This window comes from Mycobacterium sp. E1747, from assembly GCF_001667775.1.
Lineage (GTDB): Bacteria > Actinomycetota > Actinomycetes > Mycobacteriales > Mycobacteriaceae > Mycobacterium.
This window is the reverse complement of the sequence record NZ_LZJI01000005.1, coordinates 14,923-33,340: the sequence shown is the minus strand read 5'-3', so window position 1 is coordinate 33,340 and position 18,418 is coordinate 14,923. Positions and strand designations below refer to the sequence as shown.

Here is an 18,418-nt window from a genome sequence, read left to right as displayed (position 1 = left end):
GGAGTCTCGAGATGACAACTATTACCCCGATCCTAACCGGAGTGGCGGCACACATCGGACACTACGCCGACGCCATCGCGGTATCCGGCGGGACACAGATCTTCGTTTCCGGAACACCAGGGGTGCGTGAAGACGGCACACTGCCCGAGGACTTCACCGACGAGGCCCGGCAGTGCTGGATCAATGTGGAAAACGCGCTCGGCAAGGCCGGCGCCAAGCTCACCGACATCGTTTACATGCGCCAATGGGTCACCAGCCGTGCGTATGCGTCCGCCTACCTGGCGGTGAGCAAGGAGATCATCCGCCACCAACCCGCCGCCATGTTCAGCATCATCGACGGGCTGGTGTGGCCCAACATCCGCGTGGAAGTCGAAGTCACCGCCATCCTGCCGGCATGACCGATTACCCCGTCGTCGAGTTGTCGATCGACGAGTTGCTGACCACGACCCGCTCGGTGCGCAGACGCCTCGATCTGACCAAACCCGTGCCCATCGGGCTGATCCGGGAATGCCTGGAGATCGCGGTGCAGGCACCGACGTCGGCCAACGTGCAGAACTGGAGTTTCATCGTCGTCACCGACGAAAGACAGCGACGCGCGATCGCCGACGTGTATCGGCGCACATGGGAGCTGATCGTCGCTTCGCCTTTCGCGGTCGCCGATCGATTCAAGGACGACCCCGTGCGCAACCGCGAGCAGCGCAAGGTGTCCGACAGCGCGGCGTATCTCGCCGAGCACATCGGCGAGGTCCCTGTGTTGATGATCCCGTGCGTCGAGGTCATCGACGGTGACGGCGTGCTGACGGCCGAAAACGCCAACCAATATTGGAGTTCGATCATGCCCGCCACGTGGAGCTACATGCTCGCCGCGCGGTCCCGGGGCTTGGGAACGACGTGGACCGGGGTGACCATCATGGCCGACGGCGACATGCGGGCGATTCTCGGACTACCCGACAACGTCTACCACGCGACGACTGTTCCCACCGCGTACTACACCGGCACCACATTCCGGCGCGCCAAACGGATACCGCTCGACGATGTGCTGCATTTCGACCGGTGGTGAGCACAGCACCGGAATCAAGCCGCGGGACTACCGCCCGTTCGGAAGCGAAATTCCAAGGAGGACAATGTGGAAGGCGACTGCGGCGGTCGAAGCCCCGGCAACCCCCAAAGCTCCAAGCGATCCGTCGGTTCCGGTGACGTCGACGCCAACGAGGTCGAGGCGACCATCCCCGTCGACGACCACAGCGCGCAAACCAACCGGCACAAGGGGATCACCAGGAGCGACATCGATGCGTTGGCGCAGCTGAAGAGTCTGAGAAAGGCGCTCTGAAACCGCCGATGACCCTCGCAAGCTAGGGATCTGGCGCACCGCCATCGTCACCCGCGGGACGGCCCCGGCGGTGAGCTTGCGCGACGCGGCGCCGACCAGCCGCGCGATGGCGGTCGCGGTGATGGTGTCAATGGTCGCGTTCCTCGACTCCACCGTCATCAACCTGGCGTTGCCTGCCACCGAGCGTGACCTCGGCGGTGGCCTAGCGCTGCAGCAATGGGTCATCGAGGGCTACCTGCTGGCGATGGCGACCGTGATTCTTCCCGCCGGGTCCATCTCGGATCTGTTCGGACGCGTTCCGGTAATGCGGTTTGGGCTGATGACTTTCGGGGCGGGCTCGGTTCTGGCGGCGGTTGCCAATTCACCGGGGATGCTTATCGCCGGGCGCGTAATCCAGGGCCTGGGTGCGGCGTTCCTCGTGCCGGGCTCACTGGCGCTGATCAATACGGTGTTCGACAAGGCGCACCAGTCCGCTGCGATCGGCGTCTGGACCGGGTGGACCGGAACCGCCTTCGCGTTGGGCCCCCTGCTGGGTGGATTGTGCGTCGATTTGCTTGGCTGGCGCTGGATTTTCGTGTTGTCGGCGATCCCCATCGCGGCCGGGTTTGCGCTGACATTCTGGCTGTGCCCGATGTCTCGACGGGTCGCAGGCGCACGCGTCGATGTCGCGGGGGTGGGCCTATCGGCGGTCGGGCTGGCCGGGACCGTGTATGCGTTGATCGGATCGCAACACGACGGCTGGACCGAACCGCGGGTCATCGCGCCGCTGGTGATTGGGGTGGCCGCGCTGGCAGCCTTCGTAAGCTGGCAGCGCCGCAGCAGGAATGCGATGGTTCCGTTGCCGCTGTTCACCTTTCGTAATTTCGGCGCCGCCAATCTCGTCACCGCATTCATCTATGCCGGGTTGACGCTGGCTTCGCTGGCCATCGCCCTCTACACCCAAGAAATCGGCGGCTACTCAGCAACCGCGGCCGGATTGACCACCCTGCCGATTCCGGCGCTGTCGTTGGTGTTCGCCCGCCATGTCGGCCGGATTGCCGCACGGGTGGGCCCGCGCACATTCCTGATCGGCGGGCCCGCCTTGGCGGGCATCGGGCTGCTGCTGATCCGTCCGAAAGCCCAGGATTTCCATGCGATCACCGACGTAATTCCGGGAATAACCGTGCTGGCCATCGGGCTGGTTGCGACTGTCACGCCACTGACATCGCTGGCGCTGGCATCGGTGCCGTCAGAGCACAGCGGTCTGGCGTCGGCGATCAACAACGCCGTCTCGCGGCTGGGCGCGCTGATGTCGATTGGGTCCATGGGGCTGATCAGCGTTGGCGCGGCGAGCGCCACCGGATTCGCCCACGTGTTTCAGGTGAGCGCAGCGCTATTCACCATCGGCGCGTTGTGCGCCGCCGTGTTGATCACCAATCCGCCCGACGGATGCCAGCCCGTGCCGGGCGCGATTGCCGCACTGTGCCGCGACCGGCCCGGTGTGCAACCGGCCCTGGCCAGCAGCGCTTCGGCCGCAACCGATCCATCGTCTCCGCGCTAACCGTGCACCGCTCGGTCGCCAGACGTCTGGGCGCGAATTCGTCTTGATGGCAGGTCTGTTCACCCGGGTGAATGCACGTTTCGGGTGATGACAGCTCCTCAAGGCGCTCCAAGGATGCAATTTGGGACCAAGCCCGTCTCGACGACGCCGCCGTCGAGCTGACACCGCACGGAGAGGGAACAGAAGATGCACCATGCCGAGCAACCGGCCGAAGATTTGGCGATCCTCGCGCAGCTCAACAACGACTACGTCCACTCCGACCAGTTCAACGACGTCCGGCGCTTCCGCGAGTTCCTTGCTGAAGACTTCATCGTGCAGACGCCGGGCGTAACCCGAAACCGCGAAGAGTTCCTCGAATACATCGCTGAGCCGCGTCCCTTCAAGGATCTCGCTGTCCACGACGTCAACATCCGCATCCTCAGTGACGTCGCTCTGATCCACGCGCGCGCCACCTACACCATGCTCGCCGATGGCGCGGAGCAGGAAGCTCTGTACACGGACACATATCAAAAGCGCGATGGCACCTGGGTCTGTGTCGCGGCCTGCGCGATCGCCCCGGGCGCTTAACACCACCCGGGATCGATCCGAACAGATCGAAGAGGTCAGTTCAGCCTGCGATTGGATCCACCATGCCGACCGGAATCGTGTTGTTCCCCAATCCTCAAGCAATCAACGTCGTCGATGACGTGGTTGCGCAGGCCGGCCGTGCGCGTTCGCTCGGCGTCCGGCAGGTCTGGCTGGGCCAGCAATTCGATCTTGATGCGATTGCCCTCGCCGCGTTGGTGGGTGCGGCCGTACCGGGGCTCGGGGTCGGTACGGCGGTGGTGCCGATCAACCCGCGTCATCCACTGATCGTCGCGTCGCTGGCGCAGACGGCGCAGGCCGCATCGCACGGCGCCTTTAGTCTTGGTCTCGGGTTGGGTGCGCACGAGCCGGAGCGACAGGCCTTCCGGACGTCGTGGCCCAACACGATCACACGCCTTCGTGAGCACCTGACGGTGCTGAAGTCCATCTTCGACACCGGCGCGGTGGACTTCAGCGGCAACGAGATCAGCGCGCATCCTGGATGGCCGGTGCAGGTCGCCGGGGGCACGCCCATTCCGGTGTATGTGGCAGCGATGGGCCCGAAGGCGTTGCGGGTCGCCGGCGAGCTGGCCGACGGCACTCTGACATATCTCGCCGGTCCGCGGACAATCGCAGAGTTCATCGAACCGGCCATCGCGAAGTCAGCCGCCGCCGCTGGACGGCCGAAACCCAGGATCATCGCGCAGGTGCCAACACTGGTGTCCGACAACGTCAACTCAGCAAGGAATTTCGCGGCCCAGCAATTAAGCTTCTACGAGACCATTCCGTCTTATCGGAAGGTGATCGCCCGCGAAGGTGTTCGCGATGCGGCAGACCTCGCAGTGGTGGGTTCAGCGAAAACACTCAGGCGTCAGCTTCGGAGTTATCTGGATGCGGGTGCGACCGATGTGGTGCTGAGCGGACTGGGCTGGGCGGACGCTCCGGTGGCCGAAGAGCTATGGGCTGTCGCGGCCTCGTTGTGACCGACCAGCGGCGGCGAAATCTCTGGCGAGTGTCTCCGGAGCCGCAATGATCAACCCAGGCCGGGAAACGAAACAAACTCGTGCACAGAAAGTTTCAGCCAGCCGGAGCTTTCCAAAGCATGATTCGCCCTTAGCGTCGCGCAGTCTCACCCGGGTGAACAGGTGGTGGGGGTGATGACAGCTCACCTCGCTCGACAGCAGTCTCGGTACGACCAGTCCGGTGGAACGCGTTACAGCCGACGTCACCACGAAGCGGTCCAGCACAGCCGCAACGAGAACCAGGAAGGCGCACATGCATTTTGAGGGCAAGAAGGCTGTTGTCATCGGCGGCAGTGCCGGCATGGGTCGGCAGGTTGCGATCGACATCGTCGATCATGGCGGGAGCGCGGTGATCGTGGGTCTGTCGAAGAACCGCGTCGACGAAACCGTCGCCGAGCTGAGCCGGCGTGGCCATGCTTGGGGTATCTCCGCCGAGCTGACGGATCGCGACGCGGTCGCCGATGTGCAGCGGATGCTTTCTGAGGAGCACGGCCAGGCGACACTGTTGGTCAACGCGGCCGGATTCTTCATCCCCAAGCCGTTTCTCGAGTACGAAGCGCAGGACTACGACTCGTACATGGACCTCAATTACGCCCTGTTCTTCCTGACCCAGACCGTTGTCGCGGGCATGATCGCCCGCGGTGAGGGCGGGGCCATTGTCAACATCGGCAGCATGTGGGCGCATCAGGCGATCGGTGTGACCCCGTCGTGCGGGCACTCCATGCAAAAAGCCGGCCTCCATGCGCTGACCCATAACCTGGCCATCGAGCTTGCCGGGCACAAGATTCGGGTGAACGCCGTGGCACCGGCCGCCGTCAAAACCCCGGCACTCGAGCGCTGGGTACCCAAGGACGAGATCGATTCGACGCTCGACACTTTCGCGCCCTTTCACCCCTTGGGGCGAGTCGGCACACCAGCCGACGTGGCCAATGCCGTGACATATCTGCTGTCGGATCAGGCCAGCTGGGTCACCGGCGCGATTCTCAATGTCGATGGCGGCGTCATGGCCGGCCGCAATTAGACAGAAAGCCTCAAAGGAGAGATTGCAGTGACAATAAACATCTTCAGGCCCGGCGGGCCGCCGGCCAAGTCTGTCGGGCGCACCGAAGGCAAGTCCGTCTTCAATGGGACCGTCGGTGTGCGCCACATCCTGGATAGATTTGGGGCTGACGGTCGCTTCTCCGTCCTCGAGCATCCCATGTCACCCCGGGCGCTGGCCGCACCCCTTCATCGCCATCACAACGAAGATGAATACAGCTGGATCATCGAGGGGCGCGTGGGCGCCTTGCTCGGCGATGAGGTGCTCGATGGCGGACCCGGCGACTTCATCTTCAAGCCGCGAGGTCAATGGCACACCTTCTGGAACGCGGGCGACGAGCCGGCCCGCATCCTCGAGATCATTTCCCCCGCGGGATTCGAGCAGGTTTTCGACGAGCTTGCTGATCTCGGCGGTATCGCGACGATATCGCCCGAAGTCCTGGATGAGCTCTGTGCGCGCTACGAACTCGAGATGGATGTCGACAGCGTCGCCGAACTCTGCAAACGCTTCGACTTGAAATTCCCAGGTGAACCTCTTTGAGGACGCGGCGGGTTCGCAAATCGCGTGCGTAAGGCGCGCTCGGGCTGAGACCCGCGTGGAGGCGAGGAATATGATCAGCGACGGCGACTACGACGACACCCGGCCCGATGGCACATTAGGGCCCAGCGAGTCGTTGGACTCCGACGAAGTACGCAATGACGATGGCGACATCGTGGTCGATGCGCCGTTGCGCTGGATCTCTGCCGACGAGCACCTCACGCTGGACGAGCGTCTGGCCGCTGAGGAGCCGGAACTTGGCTACCCGGACGGCCTTCCGCTGCGCGCCGGGCGGCACCACGGTCAGATCAGTGGCAGCCCAAACGACGGCATGTCGTTCTACACGGTGGCGCGCGAAGAGTTCGATGCGGACGCTGAGTGACCGGGCACACCGGGTCCTCACCCGGGTGAAGAGGTGGTCGGGGTGATGACAGATCACCCCGTTCGGCCACAGGCTGAATGGACCGAGACGGATGGCCGGTCTGCTTGCAGGGCGCCTCGGCGAACGAACGTCATCCGGTGGAACGTCGATCGCAGGACCCACGTCCCCGATGCCGGCAAGCGTCTCCGATCGTCCCGGCGGGGCTCGATCACCGGCCAGACTACAACGCTGAAAGGTTCATCATGAAGATCGTAGTCATCGGCGGGCGTGGCCTCATTGGCTCGAAAGTGGTGGCCAAGCTTGGCGCGCAGGGACACGACGTGATCGCCGCTTCACGCCGATCCGGTGTCGACTCGCTCACCGGCGAAGGCCTAGCAGTCGCCGTCACCGGCGCGGATGTCCTTGTCGACGTTGCTGATTCACCAATTTTCGACGACGAGCCTGTGATGCACTTCTTCACGACCGCGACCAAGAACCTTCTTTCTGCCGAGCGGGAAGCGGGAGTCAAACACCATGTCGCGTTGTCCGTCGTCGGATCGCAGAGCATGCCAGACAGCGGCTACAACACCGCCAAAGCGGCTCAGGAGGAGCTGATCAAGGATTCGGGCCGGCCGTACTCGATTGTGCGCGCGACGCCGTTCTACGAGTTCGCGATTGGCTTGGCCGATTCCGCGACAGACGGGGAGATTGTGAGATTGCCACCCGCATCGTTCCGCCCCATCGCCGCCGACGATGTCGCCACCGCCGTGGCTCGTGCGGCGATCGGACCTCCCATCAACGGCGTCGTGGAGATCGCGGGACCCGAAGCAATGGGCATGGACGACTTCGTTCGCGCGGGCCTCGCCGCCAACGGCGATCGACGCCGGGTCGTGACCGATCCCCAGGCTCCGTATTTCGGTGCGGTGATCGACGATCACAGCCTCGCGCCCGACGAGAACGCGACGATCTTCACGACTCGATACTCCGACTGGATCGAAGCACGCCCCGCCAGGACGGGATGACGAATGTCGTTGGAAACGTCCGAGTCCGCACCCGAGTCAACCGTGCAGGTGCTTCAGGAAGTGCGATTACCGACCATTCCCGACGATGCCCATGTCGTGACCGTTCTCATCACCCATCCGCCGGGCGCCTCTGGGTACCCGCCGCACCGCCTTCCCGGGGGCCCCGGATTCGGTTACGTGATCGGCGGTGAGATGTTGTTCGAGCTCGAGGGTGAAGCGCCACGCGTGCTCCGTGCTGGAGAGGCTTTTTGGGGGCGCGGCGGCGACGTGATCCACTATCGGGACGCCAACAACCGCACCGATATTCCTTGTAGCTATGTCCTCACCCTGCTGTGCGCGCCCGGGAAACCGATGCGCGAATGGGTGACCGACGGCGAGCTCACGGCGCGAAAACACCTGCGTGTGACGGGCTGATTGCTCGCAGGCCCAGGCGGGCGCGGTGCCGCCACCGCGCCCGGCTGGTAGGAGCGGTTAGCTCAGCCGCCCTGGCCGGACCTACTTGGGCTTGCCGCACCTGCCGTCGGTGGCCTGCCGCACGTTGATGCTGGTCGCCTGCAGCGTGCCGTTGTCCATCGTCCCGCGCGCCCATAGGCACTTGCCCTGTGTGATCGCGTCGGTGGTGGCGGTCGTCTGCTTGCTGTACTTAGTCTTGTCGTCGACCGTCACTGCGGTCTGCGTGGTGTTGCCGCTGGGGTCGGTGCCGCCGACGTTGATGGTGTTACCCGACACCGATGCCACCGAACCCCGCAGGGGCGCCGGCTTGGGGGCCGGGGCCGGCGAGCCCGCGGCCGGCGGGGTGGTGGAGTTCGGCGCAGAACCTTGCCCCGCCGGCTTGGCCGGGCACGCGCCGTTGACGGAGGCGCTGACTTTCACCGACGCTGCCGTGACGGGCTGGCCGCTCTGAGTTTCCTGGGTGGGCCGCACGGTCACGCAGCTACCGGAGGTGACGTCGGTCAGCGCGGCGGGGGTGGTCTCGGTGACCTTGGTGGTCGAGGTGAAGTTCACCGCGGCGGTGGAGTTGTCTTCCTTGGTGACCTGGATGGAGTTGCCCGCCACCGACGCGATCAGGCCGCTGACCCGGGCTTCACCGCTGGCCGGTGCCGGCGACGTCGTCGTGGAGGTCACCACCGAGGTGGACGTTGATGTCGACGTCGTCGGGCTGGCTTTGTTGGACGAGCTGCACCCGGCGATGGACATCGCGGTAACCCCCGCGACCGTGAGGACCGCTAACCGGGTGAGCGGAGGTGTCGGAAAGCTGGCAGGCATCGAGATTCTCCAATCGTGGTGGGACCCAACCTCAATGGGTATTACCAGTTGGAGCTGTAGCTAACCTGTGTGTAATGCCGTCCGGTCAGAACGCCTGTTCGGGCACGCGCATGACCTCGTTGTCGATGGACTCGATGACTTTGCGCAGGGACGTGAGCTTGGGCAGCATGTTCTTGGCGAAGAACGCCGACGTCGCCAGCTTGCCCCGATAGAACGCCGCGTCGTTCCCTTCCGCATCAGCCAGCGCGGCGTGCGCGACCCCGGCCTGCACCAACAGCCGCCAGCCGATGAGCAGGTCGCCGACCGCGAGCAGATACCGCACCGATCCGAGCCCCACCTTGTAGATCTCGGTGGGATGTTGCGCGGCGGACATCAGGTACCCGGTCAATGCGCCCGTCATCGCCGTGACCTCGTCCAACGCGGTCTGCAGCAGCTTGGCCTGCGGTTTGAGCGCATCGTCGCACGCATCGATCGTCGCGGTGATCTGAGCGGTCACGAACTGCAGGGCCTGGCCGCGGTCGCGAACGATCTTGCGGAAGAAGAAGTCCAGCGCCTGAATGGCCGTGGTGCCCTCGTAGAGCGAATCGATTTTGGAGTCCCGGATGTACTGCTCCAGCGGGTAGTCCTGCAGGAAGCCCGAACCGCCCAGCGTCTGCAGTGACTCGGTCAGGATCTCGTATGCCCGTTCCGAGCTCACGCCTTTCACGATTGGCAACAGCAGGTCGTCCACGCGGTGCGCCATTTCGTGGTCGGCGCCCGAAACATGCTGTGCCACAGCATCGTCCTGGTGCGCGGCCGCGTACATGTACAGGGCCCGCAGGCCCTCGGCGTAGGCCTTCTGTGTCATCAGGCTGCGACGCACGTCGGGGTGGTGGATGATGGTGACCCGCGGCGCCGTCTTGTCGGACATCTGCGTGAGGTCGGCGCCCTGCACCCGCTCTTTGGCGAACGCCAGCGCATTCAGGTAGCCGGTGGACAACGTGCCGGCGGCCTTGACACCGATCGTCATGCGCGCGTGTTCGATCACGGTGAACATCTGCGCGATTCCGTTGTGCACGTCGCCGACCAGATAGCCGACCGCAGGCAAATCCGTTGCGCCGAAAGTCAATTCACACGTGGGGGAGGACTTGATCCCCATCTTGTGCTCCAGCCCTGTGACGAAAACCCCGTTGCGTGGCCCGGGTTCGAACGTCTCGGGGTCGAAAAGGTACTCGGGCACATAGAACAGGCTCAGTCCCTTCGTGCCCGGCCCGGCGCCCTCTGGGCGGGCGAGCACAAGGTGGAAGATGTTGTCGGCGGTGTTGCCCACGTCGCCGCCCGAGATGAACCGCTTGACGCCCTCGATGTGCCAGGTGCCGTCCGGTTGCGCGATGGCCTTGGCGCGACCGGCCCCGACGTCGGAGCCGGCGTCGGGTTCGGTGAGGACCATGGTGGCCGCCCAGCCGCGCTCCACGCCCTCGGCCGCCCAGCGCCGCTGCTCTTCGTTGCCCTCGACGAATAGGGCCTGCGCCATCAACGGGCCCAGGCTGAAGAAGTTGGCGGACGGGTTGGCGCAGATGATCATTTCGTTGACGCCCCACGCCAGCGGCGGCGGCGCGGCCATGCCGCCGATCTCCTCGTCCAGCAGCAGTCGCCACCAGCCGGCCTCTTTGATCGTCTGCACCGTTTTGACCAGTTCAGGCGCCACGCTGATGGTGTGGCTGGCCGGGTCGAAGACCGGCGGGTTGCGGTCGGCGAAGGCGAACGACTCGGCTACCGGACCTTCGGCCAGGCGGGCGGCCTCCTCGAGGATCGTCCGCACCGTTTCGGCGTCGAGGTCGCTGTAGCTTCCGGTGCCCAGCACGGCGCCCACGTCGAGCACTTCGAACAGGTTGAACTCAAGATCACGGACGTTAGCGATGTAGTGGCCCAACGCGATTCCCTCACTGGTCCCTCGACGCGACGGATCGTCCGCCCAGTGTCTCCGACGTGGGAAAACGTACGCAACCGTAACCTACGGGCGGCCTCCGGCGGGTTACGCCCCGGTTGCGGTGGGGAAAAAGCGGGCGACGGCGCCCGGGCGGCTTCCTGCCCCGGGAACACCACGTTCGGCCCCCGCGTTATGGCAAATGTGACAACACTCGACCTCACAGCTGAGAAGTTCAACGAAACCATCGAGGGCAACGACATCGTGCTCGTCGATTTCTGGGCGTCCTGGTGCGGGCCATGCCGCCAGTTCGGCCCTACGTTCCAGGCGTCCGCGGAGAAGCACCCCGACATAGTGCACGCGAAGGTGGACACCGAGGCCGAACAGCAGCTGGCCGCGGCCGCCCAGATCCGGTCCATCCCGACCCTGATGGCCTTCAAGAAGGGCAAACTGTTGTTCAACCAGGCCGGGGCGCTGCCGCCGGCGGCGCTGGAAGACCTCGTTCAGCAAATCAAGGCTTTCGACGTCGACGCGGCTCAGGCCGCCCAGGGCGAATAACACCGACATCGCGGCACACGCAGGGTTGGGCCCCGTTAAGCGCTAGGTTGCTGGGGTGAGCCTGGTACTGGTAGAGCACCCGCGGCCCGGAGTCGCGCTGATAACCCTCAATCGGCCCGAGCGAATGAATTCCATGGCGTTCGACGTCATGGTGCCGCTCAAAGAGGCGCTGGAGAAGGTCAGGTACGACAATTCCGTGCGCGTGGTCGTGCTGACCGGCGCGGGCCGCGGATTCTCCTCGGGGGCGGACCACAAGTCCGCGGGCTCGGTACCCTACGTCGAGGGCCTGACTCGGCCCACGTACGCGCTGCGCTCCATGGAAGTCCTCGACGAGGTGATCCTGGGGCTGCGCCGCCTGCACCAGCCCGTCATCGCCGCGGTCAACGGCCCGGCCATCGGCGGGGGGTTGTGTCTGGCTCTGGCCGCCGATATCCGGGTCGCCGCGACCGGCGCGTATTTTCGCGCGGCCGGCATCAACAACGGCCTAACCGCAAGCGAGCTGGGGTTGAGTTACCTGCTGCCCAGGGCCATCGGGTCGTCGCGGGCGTTCGAAATCATGTTGACCGGCCGCGACGTCACCGCCGAGGAGGCCGAGCGGATCGGGCTGGTGTCGTGCCAGGTGCCCGACGAGCAGTTGCTGGACACCTGCTACGCGATCGCCGCCCGGATCGCGGCGTTCTCGCGGCCGGGAGTCGAATTGACCAAGCGCACACTGTGGAGTGGACTGGACGCCGGTACCCTAGAAGGGCACATGCAAGCCGAAGGCTTGGGTCAGCTGTTCGTTCGTCTGCTCACCGCCAACTTCGAAGAAGCGGTTGCCGCGCGCGCGGAGCGACGCCCCGCGGTTTTCACCGACGACAAGTAGCCACGACGTGAGGGAGTAGATGTGATCACGGCCACGGACCTCGAGGTCCGCGCTGGTGCGCGCATCCTGCTCTCACCCGACGGTCCGGACCTGCGCGTACAGCCCGGCGACCGCATCGGGCTGGTCGGGCGCAACGGTGCCGGCAAGACGACCACCCTGCGCATCCTGGCGGGGGAGACCGAACCCTACGCCGGGTCGGTCGCCCGCGCGGGCGAAATCGGTTATCTGCCACAGGATCCCAAAGAGGGCGACCTCGACGTGCTGGCCCGCGACCGGGTGCTGTCCGCGCGCGGCCTGGACGTTCTGCTCACCGACCTGGAGAAGCAGCAGGCCCTGATGGCCGAGGTCGCCGATGACGACGCCCGCGACCGCGCCATTCGCCGGTACGGCCAGTTGGAGGAGCGGTTCGTCGCGTTGGGCGGCTACGGCGCCGAGAGCGAGGCCAGCCGCATCTGCGCAAGCCTCGGATTGCCGGACCGGGTGCTGACGCAGAAGCTGCGCACGCTGTCGGGCGGACAACGCCGCCGAGTGGAGCTGGCGCGGATCCTGTTCGCCGCGTCCGACACCGGTGCCGGCTCGTCAACGACCCTGCTGCTCGACGAGCCCACCAACCACCTGGACGCGGATTCGGTTGGCTGGCTGCGCGATTTCTTGCGCGCCCACACCGGCGGGCTGGTGATCATCAGCCACAACGTTGAGCTGCTGGCCGACGTCGTCAACCGGGTGTGGTTTCTCGACGCCGTGCGCGGCGAGGTCGACGTCTACAACATGGGCTGGCAAAAGTACCTCGACGCCCGCTCGACCGACGAGCAACGGCGCCGCCGCGAGCGCGCCAACGCCGAACGAAAGGCCGCCGCGCTGCGCACGCAGGCCGCGAAGCTGGGCGCCAAGGCCACGAAAGCCGTTGCCGCCCAGAACATGTTGCGCCGCGCCGACCGGATGATGGCCGCGCTCGACGAGGAGCGGGTCGCCGACAAAGTCGCCCGCATCAAGTTCCCCACCCCGGCGCCGTGCGGGCGCACCCCGCTGGTGGCCAAGGGACTGAGCAAGTCATACGGGTCGCTGGAGGTGTTCACCGGCGTGGACCTGGCCATCGACCGCGGCTCGCGGGTGGTGGTCCTGGGGCTGAACGGCGCCGGCAAAACCACGCTGCTGCGACTGCTGGCCGGCACCGAGAAGCCGGACACCGGCGGCCTGGAGCCCGGACACGGCTTACGGATGGGCTATTTCGCGCAGGAGCACGACACCCTGGACAACGACGCCAGCGTGTGGGAGAACATCCGGCACGCCGCGCCCGATACGGGCGAGCAGGATCTGCGGGGTTTGTTGGGCGCATTCATGTTCAGCGGACCCCAACTCGACCAACCGGCGGGCACCCTGTCGGGTGGCGAGAAGACGCGGCTCGCGCTGGCCGGGCTGGTGGCATCGACGGCGAACGTCCTGCTGCTCGACGAACCGACGAACAACCTCGATCCCGCCTCGCGTGAACAGGTCCTCGACGCGCTGCGTAGCTACCAGGGCGCGGTAGTACTGGTAACGCACGATCCGGGAGCGGCCGAGGCGCTCGATCCGCAGCGGGTTGTGCTGCTGCCCGATGGCACCGAGGACTTCTGGTCCGACGAATACCGGGACCTGATCGAACTCGCCTGACTGCTGGGTCCTTTTCGCCCAAACCGGCGCGCGGCCGGCGGTGGGTTCCTACTCTTAGGTGCTTGCGATCATGTTCAGCCGCGGAGGACATCCATGAAAAGGACACCCCAAAGGTCGAAGAAGACCCGCGAGGAGTTGTTGTCCGAGCTGCGTAACGCCTACGAGGGCGGGGCCAGCATCCGCACGCTGGTCGCCTCCACCGGCAGATCGTACGGATCGATACACAGCCTGCTGCTGCAAGCGGGCGCCACGATGCGCAGCCGCGGCGGGCCCAACCGCACTGCGCGATCCGCGCGGGTGTAGCCGCGCGGCTACTCCTGTGGCCCAGAGTCGTTGCGGCGCACGGACTTTTCCACCAGGTCGAGCACCGCGGACAGCCGCTGCGGATCTTCGCCTGACGCCAGCCGCGCCACCAGGCCGTCGAGCACCAATTCCAAGTAGCATTGCAACACGTCGCCGGGAACGTCGTCGCGCACCCGCTGCGCCTCTTTCTGTCTGCGCAACCGATCGGTCGTCGCCGCCGCCAGTTCCGCGGACCGCTCCGCCCAGCCGCGGCTGAACTCCGGATCATTGCGCAGCTTGCGGGCGATCTCCAACCTGGTGGCCAGCCAGTCGAACTGGTCGGGCGCGGCGAGCATGTCCCGCATCACCTGGATGAGCCCCTCGCGCGACGCCACGTCGGCCATCCGCTCGGCATCCTCGTGGGCCAGCGCGAAGAACAGCGCATCCTTGTCGCGGAAGTGGTGGAAGATCGCACCACGCGACATCCCGATGGCGGTCTCCAGCCGCCGCACCGTGGCCTTGTCGTAGCCGTATTCGGCGAAGCAGTGGCGGGCACCGTCGAGGATCTGGCGGCGGCGAGCCGCCAGATGGTCCTCGCTGACTTTGGGCACAGGCGACGACGGCTACGACTTGAGCATGTTGCGTAGCACGTACTGCAGGATGCCGCCGTTGCGGTAGTAGTCCGCCTCCCCGGGGGTGTCGATGCGCACCACCGCGTCGAACTCGACGGCGTCCTCACCGTCCTTGGTGGCCTTGACGTGCACCGTCTTTGGCGTCTTGCCGTCGTTGAGCGCCTCGATGCCGGTGATGTCGAACACCTCGGTGCCGTCCAGACCCAATTCCTTGGCGGACTTGCCTTCCGGGAACTGCAGCGGAATCACGCCCATGCCGATCAGGTTGGAGCGGTGGATGCGCTCGAACGACTCGGCGATCACCGCCCGCACGCCCAGCAGCAGCGTGCCCTTGGCGGCCCAGTCCCGCGACGAACCGGAGCCGTACTCCTTGCCGCCCAGCACCACCAGCGGAATGTTCTGCGCCGCATAGTTTTGCGCAGCGTCGTAGATGAACGCCTGCGGACCACCATCCTGGGTGAAGTCGCGGGTGTAGCCACCCGAGACGTCGTCGAGCAGTTGGTTGCGCAGCCGGATGTTGGCGAAGGTGCCGCGAATCATCACCTCGTGGTTGCCGCGCCGGGACCCGAAGGAGTTGTAGTCCTTGCGTTCGACGCCGTGCTCGTCGAGGTACTGCGCGGCCGGGGTGCCCGGCTTGATGGCGCCCGCCGGGGAGATGTGGTCGGTGGTCACCGAGTCGCCCAGCAGCGCCAGCACCCGCGCGCCGGTGATGTCACCGACGGGCTCGGGCTCCGCCGCCATCCCCTCGAAGTACGGGGGCTTGCGCACGTAGGTCGAATCCTGGTTCCACTCAAAGGTATTGCCGCTCGGGGTGGGCAGGTTACGCCACCGCTCGTCGCCCTTGAACACGTCGGCGTAGTTCTTGGTGAACATCTCCTGGCTGATCGCCGAGGCGATGGTGTCCGAAACGTCTTTCTGCGACGGCCAGATGTCTTTCAAGAACACGTCGTTGCCGTCCTTGTCCTGACCGAGCGGCTGCGACTCGAAGTCGAAGTCCATGGTCCCCGCCAACGCGTAGGCGACGACCAGTGGTGGGGACGCGAGGTAGTTCATCTTCACGTCGGGGTTGATCCGGCCCTCGAAGTTACGGTTGCCGGACAGCACCGCGGACACCGACAGGTCGTTGTCGTTGATCGCCTTGGAAATCTCGTCGGGCAGCGGCCCGGAGTTCCCGATGCAGGTCGTACACCCGTAGCCGACCAGGTAGAAGCCGAGCTTCTCCAAATACGGCCACAGGCCGGCCTTGTCGTAGTAGTCGTGGACCACCTGTGAGCCCGGCGCCATCGTGGTCTTTACCCACGGCTTGGACGTCAGTCCCTTCTCGACGGCGTTGCGCGCCAGCAGCGCCGCACCCAGCATCACTTCGGGGTTGGAGGTGTTGGTGCACGACGTGATGGCCGCGATCACCACCGCGCCGTGGTCGAGCTCGAACTCGCCGCGGTCCTCAGAGCGCACCCGCACCGGGTTGCTCACCCGGCCCTTGGCATGTGCCGCGGCGGATTCGAACTTCGGGGCGTCGTCGGCGTGTCCGTTCTCCAGCGCCCCGGGGTCGCTGGCCGGGAAGGACTCGTCGACCGCCTCGTCGAGCTTGGAGTACTCCTTCTTGTCGGGGTCGTCGCCGACGTAGTCGCCGATCTGCGCGCGGAACGTGGACTTCGCGTCGGACAACGCGATGCGGTCCTGTGGGCGCTTCGGTCCGGCGATCGACGGCACCACGTCGGACAGGTTGAGTTCGAGGTATTCCGAGAAGGCCGGTTCGTGCTCGGGGTCGTGCCACATGCCCTGCTCTTTGGCGTAGGCCTCGACCAGCGCGAGCTGCTCGTCGGAGCGGCCGGTGAACCGCAGGTAGGAGATGGTCTCCTCGTCGATCGGGAAAATCGCTGCGGTGGAGCCGAATTCGGGGCTCATGTTGCCCAGCGTGGCGCGGTTGGCCAACGGCACCTCGGCCACGCCCTCGCCGTAGAACTCGACGAACTTGCCGACAACGCCGTGCCTGCGCAGCATCTCAGTGACGGTCAGCACCACGTCGGTGGCGGTGACGCCGGCCTGGATTTCGCCGGTGAGCTTGAACCCGACGACGCGCGGGATCAGCATCGACACCGGCTGACCGAGCATCGCGGCCTCGGCCTCGATGCCGCCGACGCCCCAGCCGAGCACGCCCAGGCCGTTGACCATCGTGGTGTGCGAGTCGGTGCCCACGCAGGTGTCGGGGTAGGCGACCCCGTCGCGTTCCATCACTACGCTGGCCAGGTACTCGATGTTGACCTGGTGCACGATGCCGGTGCCCGGTGGCACCACCTTGAAGTCGCGGAAAGCGCCCTGGCCCCAACGCAAGAACTGATAACGCTCCCCGTTGCGCTGGTACTCGATCTCCACGTTGCGCTCGAAGGCATCGGCGGTGCCGAACAGGTCGGCGATCACCGAGTGGTCGATCACCAGGTCGGCCGGCGCGAGCGGGTTGACCTTCTCCGCCTTGCCGCCGAGGTCGCCGATCGCCTCGCGCATGGTGGCCAGGTCGACGATGCACGGCACGCCGGTGAAGTCCTGCATGACCACGCGGGCGGGGGTGTACTGGATCTCGATGCTGGGCTCGGCCTTGGGATCCCAGTTCGCGATGGCCTCGATGTGGTCTTTGGTGATGTTGCTGCCGTCCTCGTTGCGCAGCAGGTTCTCAGCGAGGACTTTGAGACTGTAGGGGAGTTTCTCGGTGTTGGGCACGGCGTCGAGCCGATAGATCTGGTAACTCTTGTCGCCGACCTTGAGGGCGTCGCGTGCTCCGAACGAGTTCACAGAATCTTCTTTACTCACTTCAACTCCCAAGGATTAAGTTCTCCCGCCGACGGGCCGTGTCGGCGGCGCGGTGCTACTTTAACAGTACGCTTGTCCTGCATTCCGGCGGGGCGCCCGTAGCTTCAGTCTTATCGCCTGAGCCGACGGTTAAACCCCTCGGGGTGGACTCTCTTTGGAGCGTCTCGTCCGCTTGCTCGCGCGTGGCGCCCGGGACGCTTTCGAGACATAAACTTCGCACACCCGACGGTCGTGTGCGTGGTTTACGTGTCGTGAGCCGATCGCGGCTCGCCCGGCCGGGCGGCTCATCGCGGGCCCGCCTCGCGTACGGTGCCCGTAGCACTAGTCAGGGAGACGAAATGACCGGGCACGAATCCTTCGTCCTGCCGCTCTACATTCCGCAAGACGTCGACATGGCCGTGATCAAGGCGCAGGTCGCCACCGACGGCGTCAGCGCGCCGCCCGCGGACCTGCCCGGGCTGCTCGACGTGGTCAATCAGGCGCGCGCGCACGGCATCAACCTCAAGATCGTGCTGCTCGATCACAATCCTCCGAATGACACCCCGCTGCGCGACATCTCCACCGTGGTCGGTGCGGACTACCACGACTCGACCGTCCTGACGCTGAGCCCGAGCTACGTCGGCAGCTACAGCACGCAATTCCCGCGGGTCACCCTGGAGGCCGGCGAGGACATCGCCAAAACCGGCAACCCGCTGGTCTCGGCGCAGCATTTCGTCGGCGAGCTGGAGGGCCACGAGTTCCCGTGGACGGGGCTCACCATTTTCCTGCTGCTGGCGGTCTTCGCGGCCGCTGTCGGCACCCGCCTCCTGCAGCTGCGCGCCAGGCGGTCAGCAACTCCGTCGGATTCGGCGGGGGCGCAGGACGTGACGCCGACGAACACGGCCTAGCCACGCTTTCCGGCGCGGTACACCCCGACCGTGGTTCGCACGTCGGCCGGCGCGGCAAACCCGGCAGGTCACCGTTCGGTCACATTAAACGCACGTAGAGAGTGCGATTTCGGTGGAGCGTTTGCACGCCCAATAGTGTGACGTACGGT

Annotated in this window: 20 protein-coding genes; 16 read left to right on the top strand and 4 right to left on the bottom strand. The window is 65.6% G+C overall.

The genetic code is table 11. The features are described 5' to 3' along the window. Positions 1 to 11: 11 nt before the first annotated feature. The 11 genes from A5695_RS00705 to A5695_RS00655 all read left to right on the top strand — a co-directional run bounded on the left by A5695_RS00705 (position 12) and on the right by A5695_RS00655 (position 7,829). A complete protein-coding gene (locus tag A5695_RS00705) occupies positions 12 to 398 on the top strand; it encodes a Rid family hydrolase (protein ID WP_067309132.1) in 387 nt (128 codons plus the stop codon). Then, the gene (locus A5695_RS00700) at positions 395 to 1,060 is read left to right on the top strand and encodes a nitroreductase family protein (RefSeq protein ID WP_067309135.1); all 666 of its coding nucleotides are present in this window, start codon (positions 395 to 397) and stop codon (positions 1,058 to 1,060) included. The genes A5695_RS00705 and A5695_RS00700 overlap by 4 nt, the downstream gene beginning before the upstream one ends. A 66-nt stretch (positions 1,061 to 1,126) precedes the next feature. Continuing rightward, a complete protein-coding gene (locus tag A5695_RS00695) occupies positions 1,127 to 1,330 on the top strand; it encodes a hypothetical protein (protein WP_068077064.1) in 204 nt (67 codons plus the stop codon). 70 nt (positions 1,331 to 1,400) lie between these two features. Then, positions 1,401 to 2,870, top strand: coding sequence for an MFS transporter (locus A5695_RS00690; RefSeq protein WP_156749376.1), 1,470 nt, complete (start codon positions 1,401 to 1,403; stop codon positions 2,868 to 2,870). A 186-nt stretch (positions 2,871 to 3,056) separates the two neighbouring features. Then, positions 3,057 to 3,437, top strand: a complete 381-nt coding sequence (locus A5695_RS00685; RefSeq protein ID WP_067275559.1) for a nuclear transport factor 2 family protein — start codon at positions 3,057 to 3,059, stop codon at positions 3,435 to 3,437. Between the two features lie 62 nt (positions 3,438 to 3,499). Continuing rightward, positions 3,500 to 4,417, top strand: coding sequence for an LLM class F420-dependent oxidoreductase (locus A5695_RS00680; RefSeq protein ID WP_068077055.1), 918 nt, complete (start codon positions 3,500 to 3,502; stop codon positions 4,415 to 4,417). A 292-nt stretch (positions 4,418 to 4,709) separates the two neighbouring features. Further along, entirely contained in the window at positions 4,710 to 5,477 is a 768-nt protein-coding gene (locus A5695_RS00675) for an SDR family NAD(P)-dependent oxidoreductase (protein WP_068077053.1), read from the top strand. Between the two features lie 117 nt (positions 5,478 to 5,594). Next, positions 5,595 to 6,035 (top strand): cupin domain-containing protein, encoded by a 441-nt coding sequence (locus A5695_RS00670; RefSeq protein ID WP_231974670.1) that lies wholly within the window; start codon positions 5,595 to 5,597, stop codon positions 6,033 to 6,035. A 70-nt stretch (positions 6,036 to 6,105) separates the two neighbouring features. Next, positions 6,106 to 6,414 (top strand): hypothetical protein, encoded by a 309-nt coding sequence (locus A5695_RS00665; RefSeq protein ID WP_067779848.1) that lies wholly within the window; start codon positions 6,106 to 6,108, stop codon positions 6,412 to 6,414. 242 nt (positions 6,415 to 6,656) lie between these two features. Further along, the gene (locus A5695_RS00660; protein ID WP_067275546.1) at positions 6,657 to 7,415 is read left to right on the top strand and encodes an SDR family oxidoreductase; all 759 of its coding nucleotides are present in this window, start codon (positions 6,657 to 6,659) and stop codon (positions 7,413 to 7,415) included. Between the two features lie 3 nt (positions 7,416 to 7,418). Beyond that, on the top strand, positions 7,419 to 7,829 hold the full coding sequence (locus A5695_RS00655) for a cupin domain-containing protein (protein WP_068077051.1): 411 nt from the start codon (positions 7,419 to 7,421) through the stop codon (positions 7,827 to 7,829). An 81-nt stretch (positions 7,830 to 7,910) separates the two neighbouring features. Here the strand turns inward: A5695_RS00655 and A5695_RS00650 are convergent, their stop codons facing one another. Together A5695_RS00650 and A5695_RS00640 are read right to left on the bottom strand one after the other, a co-directional pair. Further along, positions 7,911 to 8,681, bottom strand: coding sequence for a DUF5666 domain-containing protein (locus tag A5695_RS00650; RefSeq protein ID WP_231974669.1), 771 nt, complete (start codon positions 8,679 to 8,681; stop codon positions 7,911 to 7,913). Between the two features lie 85 nt (positions 8,682 to 8,766). Further along, a complete protein-coding gene (locus A5695_RS00640) occupies positions 8,767 to 10,593 on the bottom strand; it encodes an acyl-CoA dehydrogenase (protein ID WP_068077047.1) in 1,827 nt (608 codons plus the stop codon). A gap of 198 nt (positions 10,594 to 10,791) precedes the next feature. On the opposite strand from A5695_RS00640, the gene trxA reads away from it, so the two are divergent. The 4 genes from trxA to A5695_RS00620 all read left to right on the top strand — a co-directional run bounded on the left by trxA (position 10,792) and on the right by A5695_RS00620 (position 13,963). Beyond that, on the top strand, positions 10,792 to 11,145 hold the full coding sequence (trxA, locus tag A5695_RS00635) for a thioredoxin (protein ID WP_068077045.1): 354 nt from the start codon (positions 10,792 to 10,794) through the stop codon (positions 11,143 to 11,145). Positions 11,146 to 11,200: 55 nt separating this feature from the next. Further along, a complete protein-coding gene (locus tag A5695_RS00630; protein ID WP_068077043.1) occupies positions 11,201 to 12,010 on the top strand; it encodes an enoyl-CoA hydratase in 810 nt (269 codons plus the stop codon). Positions 12,011 to 12,031: 21 nt separating this feature from the next. After that, the gene (locus tag A5695_RS00625) at positions 12,032 to 13,660 is read left to right on the top strand and encodes an ABC-F family ATP-binding cassette domain-containing protein (protein ID WP_068077041.1); all 1,629 of its coding nucleotides are present in this window, start codon (positions 12,032 to 12,034) and stop codon (positions 13,658 to 13,660) included. A 93-nt stretch (positions 13,661 to 13,753) separates the two neighbouring features. Continuing rightward, on the top strand, positions 13,754 to 13,963 hold the full coding sequence (locus A5695_RS00620; protein ID WP_067890757.1) for a helix-turn-helix domain-containing protein: 210 nt from the start codon (positions 13,754 to 13,756) through the stop codon (positions 13,961 to 13,963). A gap of 8 nt (positions 13,964 to 13,971) precedes the next feature. Here the strand turns inward: A5695_RS00620 and A5695_RS00615 are convergent, their stop codons facing one another. Continuing rightward, complete coding sequence (locus tag A5695_RS00615; protein WP_068077039.1) at positions 13,972 to 14,553, bottom strand: TetR/AcrR family transcriptional regulator; 582 nt, start codon at positions 14,551 to 14,553, stop codon at positions 13,972 to 13,974. 12 nt (positions 14,554 to 14,565) lie between these two features. Beyond that, the gene (locus A5695_RS00610; RefSeq protein ID WP_197515315.1) at positions 14,566 to 17,382 is read right to left on the bottom strand and encodes an aconitate hydratase; all 2,817 of its coding nucleotides are present in this window, start codon (positions 17,380 to 17,382) and stop codon (positions 14,566 to 14,568) included. A 338-nt stretch (positions 17,383 to 17,720) separates the two neighbouring features. On the opposite strand from A5695_RS00610, the gene A5695_RS00605 reads away from it, so the two are divergent. Continuing rightward, positions 17,721 to 18,269, top strand: coding sequence for a DUF6676 family protein (locus A5695_RS00605; RefSeq protein ID WP_068077035.1), 549 nt, complete (start codon positions 17,721 to 17,723; stop codon positions 18,267 to 18,269). Positions 18,270 to 18,418: the final 149 nt, after the last annotated feature.